Source organism: Blautia stercoris (assembly GCF_054657695.1).
The window spans coordinates 275146-292042 of record NZ_BAAHYF010000002.1 but is presented as its reverse complement, the minus strand read 5'-3'; the positions used below and the strand labels follow the sequence as shown (position 1 = coordinate 292042).

Sequence of the window (16897 nt, the reverse complement as noted above, 5' to 3'; positions counted from 1 at the left end):
AAAGATTTAAGACTCCTGTCCTACCTTGGAAGGTAACATAAAAATGTACTTCCTTTTCCCACTTCTGAATTTACTTTTATAAATCCTCCCTCTTTTTGCAAAATCTCCCGCACAAGATACAGTCCGATTCCAACGCCTTCTTCCTGCTGTACTTCTTTTGCCCGATAAAACCGCCCAAATATCTTTGGAATTTCTTCTTCTGAAATGCCACGTCCTCTATCACTTACCGCAATCACGCACCACATTTCATACAGCTTGGTTGAAATCAGGACTTCACTTCCTGCCGGACTGTACTTCACCGCATTGTCGAGCAAATTATAAAGTGCTTCTTCCGTCCATTTTCTATCAAAAACAGCCTCTGCCTCAAAGTCCATTTCTATCTTTATCTGAATTTCTTTTTTCTCTGCCTTCTTCCGAATTTCTTCTACTGCACTTTCAAGTAGCGGTTTTACCTGACTTTTAACCGGTACCACCTCTAAAATATTTGTTTCTAATCTGGAAAGTTTCGTTAACGCCTGAATTAAAAATTCCAGTTTCTGTGCCTGTGCCTGAATCTGTCCCAGCAGTTCCGCTTCCATACCGTCTTCTTCCAACTGTTCCGAAAGCAGTTCACTGTATAGTTTTATGTTTGCCATTGGAGTTTTGGTCTGATGAGAAATATCTGAAATCAGCCCTTTGATATTAGCCTTTTCTGTCTCTAAATTCTGCTTTGCCATTGCAGAATCCTGTAAAAACCGTTTCCACTTTGACTCTACTTTGGAAAGTTCACTTTCATCATATTTAGACTCTTCAAATTCTCCACGGATTCCCTCATCAAGCATTTGATTTAACCGTTCCCAGTTTCTTCTTCCCCAAATCACTTTTTTATCACTCTTCTTTCCTCCAGATATAGCCCTGACCGTATACGGTCTGTATATATTTTGTCTCGCCTTCTATTTTCTTTCTCAGCCGGTTGATTGTCACAGACAACGCATTTTCATCCACAAACTCAGCGCCATCCTGCCACAGACGTTCCATCAAAATTTCTCTTGTCAAAATCCGTCCCTGATTTTTCAAAAAAATCTGAAGCAGTCTCTGTTCATTTCTGCTTAAACTTAATTCTTCTTCTCCTTTAAAAAAACAGAGCCGTTCAAAATCAAATTTCAAATTCTCTATCACATAATAATTTGGCAAAATTGACTTTATACTCTGATTCTCACGCTGTTCCCGAATCCGGCGTTTCTGCACTTCAATCCTTGCACGAAGCACCGCCAGACTAAATGGTTTGGTAATATAATCATCTGCACCGAGTGAAAGCCCTGTCACCTGGTCGATTTCCAAATCATTGGCAGTTAAAAGAATCACCGGAACTTTCGATGATTCTTTTACGAATGCCAAAAAATCATATCCGCTTCCATCCGGAAGATTCACATCAAGAATGACAAGGTCTGCGTTCTCACTTTCCCACATTTCTTCTGCCGTTTTTAAATCATGACAGACTGTGATTTCGTTTTCTTTTTCAGAAAGTGCCAATTCAATTCCCTTTGCAAGTGCCTTGTCATCTTCCACTATCATAAGTTTCATTTTCTTTTTTCCTTTTTATTTTTCTTGTAAAACTGCGGTAAAGCGGACATTCGCAATCCGCTTCGCTACTTGCTCATGAACGCAGTCGCTTTGCGATCTGTCAGTGGGAGCTTTCAACTCCCACTGACAGAAGCATCCCCCTCACCCGCCGCTTATTGCTCTGCGCACTTGAAGCGGTGGAATGCTTATCTGCGTTCAAAAAGCAGACTTATGATTTTTCCACAAATCTGCTTTTCGATTACCGTTTATTTTTTTCCTGTGCTTCTATCATCAGCCAGTTCTAATTCAAACTCCTCTCCAAAAAACTCCTCATATTCTTCTTTGTATTTTTTCCATCTCTCCTTTCGTTCTAACGTTATCTTCTTAATCTCCTCCGGGGTGAGACGATTTTCACGCATCGGTTCACCATAACCGTTCGGATAAGGTTCACTATCTGGTAAACTATCTGTATAAGCGCTATCTAAGTCTTCTCCTTCTGCATCTAAAATTTCTTCCCAATCAATTCCCATAACGATTGTCTCCTTTTCGTAAAATCCTCCGTCTTAATTTTGTTTTTATATTCTACGGAAATATCACTTTTGTCAATAGATTTTCCAAATCCAATGGAAGAATTTATCTCTCTTTTTCTTGTGATCAGTGTTTCAAAGCTTCCACAGAATACAAAACTGATTTTTGAGGTATCAAACTCCATTGCCACCTTTCCTTTATCTTCCGGAAAGAATACTTTGTTTCCCTCAATCATCTTTAACAGCTCATTCTTCATTGCAGCACTGTAGTTATTTCCGCCTGAGCCGTACTTTGGTTCACACAGTTTATCGAACTCGTCGATGACGATAATGGCACTTTCCGCCTGTTCCCGTGACATATTTGCAAAAATGTCACGAAGTTTAAACGCACCGCTCCAGCCTTCCATTGTAAGCATTGTACCATCGACAATTTGGATATTCGGATATAACTGGCTTAGTACCCTCCAGATTTCGGTTTTTCCGCATCCTGTCGGTCCGGCAAATAATACATTGCGCTTCTTTCCATGCCAGAATTTTGCGACGTCTTCAATATCCTTTAACATGCTGTTATAGACTTCATCCGTATAGTTATCATAAAGTCCTGCTTTTGCATCTTTGGTAAATTGAACCGCTGGATTTTCTTTTTGGATGATTCCACAACCTCTGATGAGCTCTTCTAAAAAATATTTAACATTGCGGATATAGCTTTCTTCTTTCATTATAACTGACCTCCTGTGCTTTTTTCTGTATTCTCAAAATTTTCTGTTTCTTTTTGTTCTTCTTGATTTCATTATAAGCACAAGTGCCAAAATTCTCGTAAATTTTACGACAAAAAGAGCGCTGTTTTAAACAAACAACGCCCTCAAGATTTTTCATTTTTTCGCAAAACCAGTGCGACAACTCCACCAACTAACCACAACGGAAGCGCCAGAGATAATAATCCTGAAACTACCATTCCAATTAACCCTACCATTTTTCAGATTTTCTGTAAAGCTATATCCGTCTCCTGCTCACACAGTGCAATCAATTTCAAATCTTGTTCCAATACTCCATTCAATTGCATTCTGACTTCATCCGAAAATTCACTCCAGCATTTATTAATTTCTTCCGCATAATACAGATTTTCATGCAAAATAATCAAAGGAGAATACCCAAACAGTGTATACAAAGAATTTAAAATCACAGCATCCGGCTCTGCTTCCATTCGTTCCAGACGCTGGTAACGTTTGATATTAATATCCAGCCGTTCCGCCATTTTCATTTGTGTCAAATCTTCTATTTTTCGGATACTTCTCCAGATATTTCTATGTTGTTCTTTTTCTTCAGCAAGCCGGATATACTTCCACACTCTCTGATTTGCCTCTTTCCAGTTTTCTCCGTGCATCAGCATAATTCCCTGTCTGGTCAGCCAGAATAATGCCTTCATTAATTCTATTTTTCCATCCGAAGTCCTGCACCGTTTCATACAGTCCTCCACGATTCCTGTTTTATAATGCACACCGGTAACCAGATAATTGACATCTCCTCCAGCCTTTTCAAACTTCTTCAAACTACTGTATGAAATATATTTTGTTCCACTTTCCAGTTTACTGTAGTGGCTTTGATTCACACCAAATTCTCTGCTCATTTCTGCCTGACTTTTGCCAAGCTGCTGGCGGTAAGACACCAGTCTTTGAGATATACTATTGTGCTCCAACGTTATAAACATTCTCCAATAATTTCCAATTTTTACTATATTGTAGAATGTTTTTCTTGTCCTCCTGTATACCCATTTGTGAATATTTGTCGAATTTTGGCAATAAAAATGGGAAAAGGCAAAACCCTTTTCCCAAAAAATATTTATTTTACTGCTTCTTTTAACTTTTTAATTAATTCCTGCACTTCTTCCGTACTGATTCCGGCAAAACTTCTCAAAGCACGAAGTGGAGAATTTTCCATCATCTTAATCATCATCTCTTGAGAAATTGCTTCGCTTGCCGCACTGCCTTCTTCTCCACCACCGATGTTTGCCATCATCTGGTCTACTAAATCTTTCATGACTTCTTTTGCTTTTTCATTTTCCATCAATTCAGAAATAGTCGTGTTTGTATGAATTTCCATCGGAATCTTCATTGTAGATTCAAGTTCTACTGTTTTGGTTAATCGAATATCTCTGGAAGAACTTCCGATTAAGATTTCATAAGTTCCGCTTCCCGCATACCAGTCATTTACTTTTGTATTATACCATGCAAAACTTCGTTTATTAAGTTCCATTGTCACAGTCTTTTCTTCCTGTGGCTGTAATTCTACTTTCACAAAGTTTTTCAGTTCATTTACCGGACGCATGACTGCATTTGTTTTATCAGAAACATAGAGCTGTACCACTTCTTTTCCTGCCATTTTTCCGGTATTTTTTACCTTTACACTAACCTGAAGGGTTTCCGTATCTTTGATTTTTTCTTTTGAAAGCTGTAAATCACTGTATTCAAATATGGTGTAACTTAAACCATATCCAAATGGATATCGAACCGGCATTTTTTTCATATCATAATAGCGGTATCCGACAAATACGCCTTCTTTATATTCCACTTTTTGTCCATCTCCTGGGAAATTTAAGTAAGATGGATTGTCTTCTAAATGATATGGAATGGTTTCTGCCAGTTTTCCGGATGGATTCACTTTACCAAATAAGATATCTGCTTCTGCTGCGCCAACTGCCTGTCCACAAAGATACGCTTCTAAGATTGCACTTACGTCATCTGCCCACGGCATTTCCACCGGTGAACCGTTATGCAGTACAACTACAACACTTTTCTGTACTTTTAAGATTTCCTGAATCAGATAATTCTGACAGTCTGGCATTCCCATATGTTCTCTGTCATATCCTTCGGATTCAAAGGCATCCGGAAGTCCTGCAAAAATAACTGCAACATCTGCATTTTTTGCAGTTTCCACAGCTTCTTTTACCATCGCTTCGTCAATTTTATCTTCTTTTACATCATACCCCTGTGCATAAGCAACTTCCGTATACGCTTTTACCGCATCCAGTGCACTTTCTACTTTAAAAGAATTAATATGGGAACTTCCGCCACCCTGGAATCTTGGTTTTTCTGCAAATTTACCAATAAAAGCAATCTTCTGTTCGCCGGCTTTAAGTGGCAGGATTCCGTCATTTTTAAGCAGAACCATTGATTCTTCCGCAATTTTCTTTGCGATTTGATGGTCCGCTTCTAAATCAAATCTGCCTTCCTGACGATTATCTGTATATTTAAAAATAATATTTAAAATACGTTCTACTGCGGTATCAAGCACACTTTCTTCTAATGTTCCATCTTTGACCGCTGATACGATTTCTGCATCGGTATATCCACCGCTTCCTGGCATTTCCAAATCCAGACCGGCTTTTAATCCTTTCACACGTTCATTAACTGCACCCCAGTCAGACATGACATAACCTTCAAATCCCCACTCATCTCTTAAAATTTCTGTGAGCAGTTTATGATTTTCGGATGAAAATTCGCCATTAATTTTATTATAAGAGCACATCACGGTGTCCGGTTTGCCTTCTTTAATCGCAGTTTCAAATGCCCCTAAATAGATTTCACGAAATGTACGCTCATCAATTTCCGAAGAACAGGACATTCTTCTATATTCCTGATTGTTTGCTGCGAAATGCTTAATCGAAGTACCGATGTTTTTAGACTGTACTCCTTTGATGTGTGCCCCTGCCATCTCGGATGCAAGATACGGGTCTTCCGAGAAATATTCAAAATTTCTTCCACACAGCGGAGAACGTTTGATATTAACTGCCGGACCTAAAATAACAGAAAGGTTCTGTGCCTGACACTCATCACCTAAGGTCTCTCCCAATTTGTATAATAAGTCTCGGTCAAATGAGCAGGCTGTCGCACACGCAGTTGGAAAGCACACTGCTTTAATACTATCATTTGCTCCAAGATGGTCTGCCTCCTGATCCTGTTTTCTTAACCCGTGAGGACCGTCACTTACCATCACACTCGGGATTCCAAGACGCTCTACACTCTTTAAATGCCAGAAATCTTCTCCGGAACACATTCCGGCTTTTTCTTCTAACGTCATCTGTTTTACAATTGCTTTAATATCACGCTTCATTAAAAAATAATTCCCCTTTCTACGTTGGTTTTCTACTTTAAACTTTATCACATCTGAACCGTTCTGAATATCAAAATTTCTATTTTTTTATACAATTATCGTATCTTTATCTATCCAATATGTATAGAAAAAGAAGCCACGGCAATTGCCATGGCTTCCTTTTCTCTTTTCGCTTTTACTTACTCTTCCATATTTGCGTAAGCACGCTCTCTGTCTTTTTCTTTAAACTTATGAGCATCCTCAAGCATCATATCTTTTACTTTCATCAGACGAATCTGGGTACTTCTCTCATTTTCATCCAATTTCATAGTAATATATTTAATATTATTCTGTGCTTCCGGAATAATTACATGTTCCAGAGCGTTTACTCTACGACGGGTCTTTTCGATTTCCGCAGCCATCAGCTGACAGGATTTCTCCACTTCAGCCAGGCGCAGCATATCCGGCAAAATGTCTGCCAGTGATTTTACCGCACCATCCAAATCTCCGGAAGTAAATGCAAAACCGTAAGAATAAATATCATTTGCATCAGCAGTTCTTGTCTGTGACTGGAATACCGGAATATCAACGCTCATTACGTTTTTCTTTCCCGCTTCCAGATAAACTTCCTGCTTTGGTGCCATCAGCGCAGTATTTAAAATCTGTTCTGACATTCCGGCTTTTGCAATGACAAAGTTCTTATTTGCATTTGCGATTCCCTCTTCTACTTTTAAACGCAGAGCCATATTTTCCCTTGCCAGGTCAAGGAACTGACGCATCAGTTCATCACGTTTATCCTTTAAAAGTTTATGTCCTTTTACGGCAGTGACTAATTTTTTCTTCTGCTTATTCAGCTCCATTCTGGTTGGATTTATCTGGGTAGATGCCAAATCCAATCACCTCTTTCAACATTTGCCGTAATATTCGTCCAGATACTTGTCATCGATACGTTTCAGTTCGCTTCTAGGCAGTAAGGAAAGCAATTTCCAGCCGATACGAAGAGTTTCTTCGATATCACGGTTTGCATTATATCCCTGTGAAACATATTCCTGTTCAAATGCATCTGCAAATTTTGCATAAATTAAGTCGATATCTGAAAGTGCTGCTTCACCAAGAATAGTCATCAGCTCTTTCGCATCTTTACCACGCGCATAAGCTGCAAATAACTGATTCATTGTATTTGCATGGTCTGCACGGGTTTTACCTTCACCAATACCTTTATCTTTCAGACGAGACAGAGATGGTAATACATCGATTGGCGGTGTTACACCTTTTCTGTAAAGTTCACGGCTTAAGATAATCTGACCTTCTGTGATGTATCCGGTAAGGTCAGGGATTGGATGAGTTTTGTCATCTTCAGGCATGGTCAGAATCGGAATCATAGTAATAGAACCATTACTTCCTCTCTTACGTCCTGCTCTTTCATACATTGTTGCAAGGTCTGTATACATGTAACCCGGATAACCACGACGTCCCGGAACTTCTTTACGTGCGGCGGATACCTCACGAAGTGCATCGGCGTAGTTTGTGATATCAGTCAGAATAACCAGTACGTGCATATCTTTTTCAAATGCAAGATATTCTGCTGCGGTTAATGCCATCTTCGGTGTTGCAATACGCTCTACCGCAGGGTCATTTGCAAGGTTGATAAACAGAACAGTTCTGTCAATCGCTCCTGTTTCTTTAAAGCTTTCAACAAAGAAGTTAGATTCCTCGAATGTGATACCCATTGCAGCAAATACAACGGCAAAGTTTTCACCTGTTCCACGAACTTTTGCCTGTCTTGCTATCTGTGCTGCCAGCTGTGCATGCGGCAGACCGGATGCTGAGAAAATCGGAAGTTTCTGTCCACGAACCAGTGTGTTCAATCCATCGATTGCGGATACACCAGTCTGAATAAATTCTTCCGGATACATTCTGGCTGCCGGATTCATTGGCAGACCATTGATATCTCTTCTCTCTTCCGGAAGGATTTCCGGACCATCATCAATCGGACGTCCCAGACCATCAAAGACACGCCCCAGCATATCTTCAGATACACCAAGTTCCATGCTTCGTCCAAGGAAACGTACTTTACTATTTGACAGGTTGATACCTGTTGAACTTTCGAATAACTGTACCAGCGCATCGGTTCCGTTAATTTCCAGAACTTTACAACGTCTTGTTTCTCCACTTGCCAGCTCGATTTCTCCCAGCTCGTCATAGTGTACATTTTCAACACCACGTACTAACATCAGAGGTCCGGCAACTTCCTGTATGGTTCTATACTCTTTCGGCATTTTAGAAGTCCCCCTTTCCTAATACATTCGCAATTTCTGATGCCAGTTCTTTTTCAATGCGGTCGTATTCTTCATCTAATTTATCTTCTGTCACATATTTGAAACGTCCGATTTTTTCACGAACTTCCATTTTAAGCAGTCCCTGAATGGAAGCACCTTTTTCCAATGCTTCTTTGGACTGTTCATAGAATGCTACAACCAGCTGCATCAAAAGATGCTGTTTTTTCAGTGAACTGTAGGTATCTACTTCGTGGAAGGAGTTCTGATGTAAGAAGTCCTCACGAATAGAGCGAGCTGCTTCCATTTTCAGACGGTCGCCTGCAGAAAGGGCATCCATACCTACCATCTTAACGATTTCTTCCAGTTCTGCCTCATCCTGAAGCAGACCCATTAATTTCTGACGGTTTTCCATCCAATCCGATGCAACCTGTGTATTAAACCAATCTTCCATATTGTCAAGATACAGAGAATAACTGGTCAGCCAGTTGATTGCCGGGAAATGACGTTTATAAGCCAATGCGGAATCCAGACCCCAGAATACTTTTACAATACGCAGGGTTGCCTGGGAAACCGGCTCGGAAATATCACCACCTGGAGGAGATACGGCACCGATAACAGAAAGTGCTCCTTCTCTCTTATCTTTTCCAAGAGAAATTACATGTCCGGCTCTTTCATAGAACTGTGCCAGACGGGAACCAAGATATGCCGGATAACCTTCTTCACCTGGCATTTCCTCCAGACGTCCTGACATTTCACGAAGTGCCTCTGCCCAACGTGAGGTGGAGTCTGCCATCAGCGCTACGGAATATCCCATATCACGGAAATATTCTGCAATTGTAATACCGGTATAAATAGAAGCTTCTCGGGCTGCAACCGGCATATCGGAAGTATTTGCAATCAGAACGGTTCTTTCCATCAGAGACTGACCTGTTTTCGGATCCTTCAGTTCCGGAAACTCGTTTAATACGTCTGTCATCTCATTTCCACGTTCTCCACATCCGATGTAAACAACGATATCTGCATCGGCCCATTTTGCAAGCTGATGCTGGATTACGGTTTTTCCACTACCGAATGGTCCAGGAACTGCGGCAACACCACCTTTTGCAATTGGGAAGAAAGTATCAACAACTCGCTGTCCTGTTACAAGCGGCATTTCCGGAGGAAGTTTTTTCAGATATGGACGTCCACGACGAACCGGCCATTTCTGCATCATTGTAAGTTCTTCTTCTCCGTTTTCGGTTTCGATTACAGCAACCACTTCTTCTACTGTAAATTCACCGGCTTTAATTTTTTTTACTTTACCTTTGATTCCGTAAGGAACCATGATTTTATGATTTACTACAATTGTTTCCTGAACAGTACCGAGAATATCTCCGGCTTCTACTTCATCACCTGCTTTTACAACTGGTTCAAAGTTCCATTTGATATCTCTTTTCAGAGAAGGAACTTCAACACCTCTTTTTAAGTTAGTTCCGGAAACTTTCATGATATCATCAAGTGGACGCTGGATTCCATCATAAATACTGGTAATCAAACCAGGTCCAAGTTCTACGGAAAGAGGTGCATCTGTAGATTCTACCGGTTCTCCAGGTCCGAGGCCTGATGTCTCCTCGTAAACCTGAACACTGGCTTCATCACCATGCATCTCGATGATTTCACCAATCAGACGCTGGTTACTTACACGAACCACGTCGTACATATTTGCATCGCGCATTCCCTCTGCAATAACCAGCGGTCCTGCAACTTTTTTAATCGTACCTTTGCTCATGGGAACGAATCACCTGCTTTCTAAAATATTCGTATCGTGACTTTAATAAAGTTAATCATCACGTTTCACTTCCAAAAAGGATATCCGAGCCAACAGCCTGCTCTACGGATTTCTTCACGCCTTCCACACCATCGCCTGTATTACCGGAGACTCCCGGAATACGGATCACAGCAGGGAAAAGCTGCTCCTGAAATTTTTCGATTATTTTTTCACACTCTGCAGCCATCGCTTCTGTAATATAAATAATTCCATATTCATTTGCTGCAAGTGTCTCTAATTTTTCTTCGGCCTCTTTTCGGGATGTTACCGGAAACGTGTCAAGACCCAGCGCCGCAAAGCCAAAAATGCTGTCATAATCACCTACTACCGCAATCTTATACATACATTTCCCTTACCCTTTCCCGAATAGAATCATCCGACAGTCCGCTGCGCTTACCGGACACAATGATTCGTACCGTTTTTATTTCATTTTCCCTTGCCAGCACATAAGCTACCAAAGGACCTACCGAAAACGACTGATATTTCTGAGGCTGCATGGTCTGCATCATTCGGTTGTCACACCAACGTTCAAATGCGGAAGCTGATTCTGCAATCGCTCTTCCACCTTCTGCATACTCTGTCTGGGAAAGATACTCTACAATTGCATCCATTCCACTGACTGCTGCTTTTGCAAGCTGGGTTACACTTAATGATTCACATTCCGCCATCGCACGCTTCATAAATTCCATAGATTTTGCGGTTTTCTGTGCACGCACGGCAATCTTAATATCGGCAATGGCAACTGTCGATTCAGCATACTCTTTAATAATGCTGTCCTTTGCCTCTTTTCCTGCCTGATAAACAGCTTCGAGCTGTGCCTTGTCTATGATGATATCACAAAGCTGCCCGTCTCTGGTATGAAGCAGTGTCTCATAAGCTTCTTTTGCCGCTTCCGACATTATCTTTGGAAGTCTGGAAAAATCTTTGCTTCTTACAATCTCAAGCATCTCATCCGGACTGATGGAAGTATCTTCATAATAAATATTTAAATGCTTTCCACTTTCAGATGTACACGCATCTTTAATTGCAGCTTTTAAATTGTGAAACAGATTCGGATAAGACAATACATCAAATACTGACATATCCACCCCTAAATCACGGATTGTCTCCCAGATTTTTTCCTGCTCCCTGCTTAATATCGCCTCTGCATTTTCCGGTGTATCGGCATCTCCCCAACCTTTTTCCTGAAGCAACTGCAGGCACTGCACATCTGTCTGGCATGCCATCAGCTGTTCAATCACCGCTGAATTTAATAAAGATGTCTCTAACGCACGGATTCGCGCAACCGCATAAGTGTATTTTGTATCAATCAAAACAAGTTCCTCCTTTTTGCGGTTATCGCTTATGAAAATAATAATACATGAACTTTATCGGAAAGTTCACCTTTCTTGGAATCGAACATTGCCTTAAAGGTACAGTTTTCTTCGATTCCTCCATATAAAAGAACAAAACCGCCGCGGATAGTATCATTTCCCTCTTTTAACAGAGTCAGTTTTCCGCCTTTTTTGGCTGCAATGTCCATAATTTCGCTTTCAAAATTTTCCGGCATTCTCTTTAAATCATTGGAAGAGAAGCAGATGCTTCCCTCCTGTGGCAGAACGAATTTTTTCAGCATTTTGCGGATAAATTCAAAATAAGATTTATCATCTAACACCAACAGTGCTTCATAAACGTCATCGAGAATCTTTGCAATCACTTCCTGTTTTGCCTGAAGAATTGCTTTTCTTTTCTGCAGGTCACGGGAAGATGCTGCTCTTTCTTTTACCGCTTCGAGTTCCGCCTCTGATTTTTTGGAGATACGCCCACATTCTGCCTCAGCATTTTCTTTTGCTGTCTGCATTACTTTTTCTGCATCCTGCTTCGCTTCATCCAAAATTTTCTTTGCACTTAGCTCTGCTTCGTTCAGAATCTGGCTTTTCATTTTTTCTAATCCAGTCATTCCTGCGCTCTCCTTTGCTCTTTTTCTTTCCTGTTTCTATTTTTCGCCCTATAAGTCCTGTAAAATTAGAAGGACAGGTTTGTTACTGAAAGAATAGAAATCAGAAGAGCAAGGATTGCATAAGTTTCAACCATTGCAGGGAAAAGCATTGCTTTACCAAACTGTTCCGGTTTCTTTGCTACAATACCGATTGCTGCTGCTGAAGTCATTCCCTGATATTTACCGGAAATCAGACCTACAATACCAATCGGAAGGCATGCTGCAAGTACTAAAAGACCCTGCTGAGGTGTTAAATCTAACATTCCGCCACCTAATAAACCGATTTTAGAAAGTGTAATAAATCCAACTAACAGACCATAAATACCCTGTGTACCCGGAAGAAGCTGCATAATCAGAACTTTCGCAAATTTGCTTGGGTCTTCTGATACAACTCCTGAAGCTGCCTGTCCTGCAATACCTACACCGATTGCTGAACCTGCACCTGCTAAAAATACTGCTACTGCTGCACCAAGTAATGCATAAACAATTCCTAACTGACTCATAAATAAGTTTCCTCCTTAACATCCACGTATTTCGTAGTTAATTTAAATGGGTTAAATGGCTTTCCGCCACCCTCGTAAAATTTTCCGAAGAATTCTACAAACTGCAAACGGTTTGTATGCACATAAGCACCTAACAGGTTAATTGCCAGATTTAATGTGTGACCAATGATAAATACAACAATAAATCCGATTGCACCAAGAATTCCATCTCCTAACATACTTCCCATCTGGTTTACAACCGATGCGATAACTCCTGTCGCAAGACCAAGAGCTAACAGACGGGAATAAGAAAGTACATCACTTAACCATCCTGTTACGTTATAAATATCATAAGCTCCAAGTGCCAGACGAAGTGCAACATTTTTATTTGCACGTCCAGACATCAGAAGCAGACCGACTGCACCTGCGATTGCCATTACTTTACCTGTCACAGAAACTGCCGGTGGGAATGTTCCTGCCGGAATCTGTGAGATAGAAGCAAAGATTGAACTTGGAAGCAGCATTAAAATCAAACCAATTAAGAACACATACCAGATAATAACATCACAGAAGAAATCCATATATTGTTTTTCTTTTGCTAACATATATCCTTTAATTCCAAGTCCCATAAACAGGTGAATCACACCAAACAGCATGGAGTACATTAAAAGGCGCATCGGGTCGTTAAGAGGAACAAACCATACTGCCTTAATCAATCCCGTTGACGGCACATCTACGTGGAAGAATGTTCTTGCAACCACGTCAATGGCATCACCAAAGTATCCGCCAAACAGGACACCCCATACTAAAGTGGAAAGTCCACAATACATAAACATTTTCAATGACTTATACATTCCACGCTCCATGCGCGGGAATTTTTTGATTGCGATGAAACAGGCCAGGAAAATAACCAGACCATAAGCCGCATCGGAAAGCATCAGACCGAAGAAGAACACATAGAAAAATGACATAATAAATGTCGGGTCTACTTCTCCTTTTTTCGGGAGACCATAAGATTCCAGAACACCTTCTACGGATTCAGAAAATCCATTGTTGGAAAGCACAACAGGTGCTTCTTCCTCTTCTTTGATTTCTTCAATTTCGACAACTAAATCATAGTTCTCTTCCATCGCTTTTTTTACTGCGTTTGCTGCTTTTTTCGGTACATATCCGCTGATTAAAAATGTCTTTTCAGACTGCGGAATTGTGCCTAATACTTCATATTTCTGTGCTCTTGTACGGAAATAATCGGAAATCACACGCAACTGTGCACGCTTATCTGCACATTCTTTGATATGATTCTGACAAACTTCAATCTGTTTTTCCAAAAGTCCAATTTCAGCAGTCAGATTTTCCTGCTCTACTTTTGGAATTTCATCACACAGCTGAGACGGTCTTGCAAATCCACCCTGTCTCAATGCGTTTTCAACCAGTTCTGCCTGCTCTCTCAGACAAAGTACTACTACATAAGTACTGTCTCTGTCTGAGGAAAGAATCGTAACATCTACACCTTCGACATCCGGTGCATGTTCTGCTGTCAGTGTATAAATTTCTTCCAGCGTCATAACACTTGAAAAACTTCCAATCAGAGCTTTTACGCTGCCGGTACCTTCAAAATTCATCGGTACATCCAGACTAAGCCATGGACTTAAGGCTTCTATCTGATTTTCTGTTTTCTGAATATTTGCACGACATTCTGCAATTTCTTTCTGCCAGCCAACCAAATCAGATACCACATCCATGATGTCTTCTTTTTTTGAAATACTCTCTGCGTATTTTTCTTTTTCAATTAGTGCCTTGCCCTCAAGACTGGACAAAAAGGAAGTTTTTTCCGGTGCATATTCCTGAAGAATCTCAAGTGCCTGGTCTGCAGATGACGCTTTCTTTTCAAAGAGAATTCTTGTTCCCTGCGTATCCTGCTTCTCAAAACCACTTTCGTCCTCAAGCACCTGACTGACTTCCATTACTCCCATGGACTGCAGTCTCTCAAGGATAGATTTCCGGTCCTTTTTCAGTGCGCAGATACTAACTCGCTGCATCTGCAATACTGCCATGTTCGCATCCCTCCTTTTTTGTTTTGTTAAACTTTAAGCGGATATTTTTTATTTCTACCGCTTCTTCCGGTGCATTTTGCACTCAGATTAATTCGGAAATAATCAAATCAACCGCTTCATTCTTGCGGCCTATTGCCGCAGCTTTCATGCTTTCAATTTCTTTCTCCGTCTGTTTTAAAGCTTCGTCTGTGCGTTGCTTTTCGGAGTTTTCTGCAGATTCACGCAATTTTTCCGCCTTCTGCTGTGCTTCAGAAACCATGTCCGCATACAGTTTTTTGGAAGCTTCCTCTGCTTCCTGGGATATTTTTAAGCTCTGACGTTTGGCTTCCTGCACCATTTCATCTGCTTTTTTCTCTGCATCCCTGATTTCTTTGATTGTTCCTTCTATCACAGTATCACCACCTTCACATATTTTAAATATTACTATGCTTTATGCATTTTGTCAATATTTTAACGTACAAATACACATTTTACATCATTATTTTAGAATAAGCACAACACGCAAGAAAATTCACGTCATACTACCCACCTATTTCTGTATTTTTTTGTATATTTTGCCAATTTCCATTCAAAAAATGAAGGTGTTTCTTCTTATTATAAATGTAGTACTTTAGCACAAAAAAATCGCCCTGTATTTATTCAAAAATACAAGGCGATTTTTTTACTCTATTTTTTTATCTTTACATTTCGATTGTAAAACGAACATTCGCAATCCGCTTCGCTACTTGCTCATGAACGCAGTCGCTTTGCGATCTGTCAGTGGGAGCTTTCAACTCTCACTGACAGAAGCATCCCCCTCACCCGCCGCTTAGTGCTCTGCGCACTTGAAGCAGGGGAATGCTTATCTGCGTTCAATTTTTAATCATACAAATAATTAGCATACCGCTCATCGGAAATATTTTCTGAATCAATCCATTCCATTCCAGGATTAATACTTTCATCATTTTCCATTCCAAGCACTGCTCTTGCTGCTGCTACAACAGTTGCATAGCCCATTCCATAAGCATTTTGTACCAGCACTCCGACTTCTTTTCCAGACTTAATGGCATCTTTTTGTTTCTTTCCCGCATCGATTCCGACAACTGCCACTTCTTTTCCGGATGCAGAGATTGCATCCAGCACATCCCCTGACACATTTTCATTGGTACAGAAATAGCCTTTTACATCCGGGAACAATTTTAACACACTTTCTGCCATCTCGCTGACAGAAGTTTCTTCATTTTGATGGGAAATATTTACAATCTCGATATCCGGATATTTTTCTGCAATTGCTTCAGTAAAGCCCTGCTCTCTTTCCTGACAGTTCTGAGCACTTTCCACATGCGTCATCACAGCTATTTTCCCACTTCCGCCGATTGTATCTGCAAGCTTTACAGCAGCTTGTACTCCTGCCTGATAGTTATCCACAACGCAGGTTGCATTGACATTTCCGGTTTTCACTCCAGAATCTAATACAATCACCGGAATTCCATTTTCTTCTGCTGCTTCAAGCTGAGCCTGACAGGAATCCATGTCAATTGCAGAAAGGCATAATACATCCGGATTTTCACCAAGCACAGCATCAATAATGTTAATCTGATCCTCTACATCTGTTTCATCTGACGGACCTTCAAAGGTCAGCTTTATTTTGTCATCACCTTTATAACCCAGTTTTTCATTTAAATCAGCCACTGCTGCGTCCATACCGCGCTTAACCGAAGTCCAGAAACCGCTCTTTGTGCTCTTTACTACCACTGCAATATGACTTCCGGCCTCTAAATTAATTTCTTCTAAAGAAGTATAATCAATCGAGCTTCCATTTTCACGAAGCTTTTGCATGGTCAAATCATCCTTCATATCATCGTTCTCGGCATCTGTATTTTCTGACTCGTCACCTTCTGATTTTGTATCTGTTTTGATGTCGGTTGATACATTCTCTTGATTTTCCGTATTCTCTGCACCTTTTGAGTCATTTTTTGATGTATCGTCTTTTTCGTTCTCGTTATCCTTGTCTGTCTTTGTCTCTTTTTCTTCTTTCACACTAGAACTTGCCGCTGTTTCACTCTTCTTGCTCTGGCAGGAAGTTATACTTCCTGTTGCAAGCACTGCACATAATAAAACTGCAACTGCTCTTTTCATACACTTTTTCCTCCGCTTTTT

At 40.5% G+C, this 16897-nt stretch carries 16 protein-coding genes; all 16 read right to left on the bottom strand.

Translation table 11 applies throughout. The annotated features are described in order from the left end of the window. Positions 1-20: 20 nt before the first annotated feature. Positions 21-860, bottom strand: coding sequence for a sensor histidine kinase (locus ACYQ2D_RS11050; protein WP_372554990.1), 840 nt, complete (start codon positions 858-860; stop codon positions 21-23). 7 nt (positions 861-867) lie between these two features. Further along, complete coding sequence (locus tag ACYQ2D_RS11045; RefSeq protein WP_187559079.1) at positions 868-1563, bottom strand: response regulator transcription factor; 696 nt, start codon at positions 1561-1563, stop codon at positions 868-870. A gap of 245 nt (positions 1564-1808) precedes the next feature. Then, positions 1809-2072, bottom strand: coding sequence for a hypothetical protein (locus ACYQ2D_RS11040; protein WP_117457379.1), 264 nt, complete (start codon positions 2070-2072; stop codon positions 1809-1811). Further along, positions 2045-2788 carry an AAA family ATPase gene (locus ACYQ2D_RS11035; protein WP_117457378.1) on the bottom strand — a complete coding sequence of 248 codons (744 nt, stop codon included), beginning with the start codon at positions 2786-2788 and terminating at the stop codon, positions 2045-2047. The genes ACYQ2D_RS11040 and ACYQ2D_RS11035 overlap by 28 nt, the downstream gene beginning before the upstream one ends. A 257-nt stretch (positions 2789-3045) precedes the next feature. Next, entirely contained in the window at positions 3046-3777 is a 732-nt protein-coding gene (locus tag ACYQ2D_RS11030) for a helix-turn-helix transcriptional regulator (RefSeq protein ID WP_117457376.1), read from the bottom strand. Between the two features lie 131 nt (positions 3778-3908). Next, positions 3909-6179 (bottom strand): glycoside hydrolase family 3 C-terminal domain-containing protein, encoded by a 2271-nt coding sequence (locus tag ACYQ2D_RS11025; protein WP_459785444.1) that lies wholly within the window; start codon positions 6177-6179, stop codon positions 3909-3911. A gap of 179 nt (positions 6180-6358) precedes the next feature. After that, positions 6359-7048 carry a V-type ATP synthase subunit D gene (locus tag ACYQ2D_RS11020; protein ID WP_022302878.1) on the bottom strand — a complete coding sequence of 230 codons (690 nt, stop codon included), beginning with the start codon at positions 7046-7048 and terminating at the stop codon, positions 6359-6361. A gap of 15 nt (positions 7049-7063) precedes the next feature. Continuing rightward, complete coding sequence (locus ACYQ2D_RS11015; protein WP_187559074.1) at positions 7064-8437, bottom strand: V-type ATP synthase subunit B; 1374 nt, start codon at positions 8435-8437, stop codon at positions 7064-7066. A 1-nt stretch (position 8438) separates the two neighbouring features. Continuing rightward, positions 8439-10205, bottom strand: a complete 1767-nt coding sequence (locus ACYQ2D_RS11010; RefSeq protein ID WP_118701319.1) for a V-type ATP synthase subunit A — start codon at positions 10203-10205, stop codon at positions 8439-8441. A gap of 58 nt (positions 10206-10263) precedes the next feature. Further along, positions 10264-10587 carry a V-type ATP synthase subunit F gene (locus ACYQ2D_RS11005; RefSeq protein ID WP_022302881.1) on the bottom strand — a complete coding sequence of 108 codons (324 nt, stop codon included), beginning with the start codon at positions 10585-10587 and terminating at the stop codon, positions 10264-10266. Continuing rightward, complete coding sequence (locus ACYQ2D_RS11000; RefSeq protein WP_459785443.1) at positions 10580-11557, bottom strand: V0D/AC39 family V-type ATPase subunit; 978 nt, start codon at positions 11555-11557, stop codon at positions 10580-10582. The genes ACYQ2D_RS11005 and ACYQ2D_RS11000 overlap by 8 nt, the downstream gene beginning before the upstream one ends. Before the next feature lie 29 nt (positions 11558-11586). Then, positions 11587-12183 (bottom strand): V-type ATP synthase subunit E, encoded by a 597-nt coding sequence (locus tag ACYQ2D_RS10995; RefSeq protein ID WP_117457371.1) that lies wholly within the window; start codon positions 12181-12183, stop codon positions 11587-11589. A gap of 65 nt (positions 12184-12248) precedes the next feature. Then, on the bottom strand, positions 12249-12725 hold the full coding sequence (locus ACYQ2D_RS10990) for a V-type ATP synthase subunit K (protein ID WP_022302884.1): 477 nt from the start codon (positions 12723-12725) through the stop codon (positions 12249-12251). Next, positions 12722-14758, bottom strand: coding sequence for a V-type ATP synthase subunit I (locus tag ACYQ2D_RS10985; RefSeq protein ID WP_459785442.1), 2037 nt, complete (start codon positions 14756-14758; stop codon positions 12722-12724). The genes ACYQ2D_RS10990 and ACYQ2D_RS10985 overlap by 4 nt, the downstream gene beginning before the upstream one ends. Positions 14759-14840: 82 nt before the next feature. Then, a complete protein-coding gene (locus tag ACYQ2D_RS10980; RefSeq protein ID WP_118701322.1) occupies positions 14841-15149 on the bottom strand; it encodes a hypothetical protein in 309 nt (102 codons plus the stop codon). 467 nt (positions 15150-15616) lie between these two features. Beyond that, positions 15617-16876, bottom strand: a complete 1260-nt coding sequence (locus ACYQ2D_RS10975) for an ABC transporter substrate-binding protein (protein ID WP_459785441.1) — start codon at positions 16874-16876, stop codon at positions 15617-15619. Positions 16877-16897: the final 21 nt, after the last annotated feature.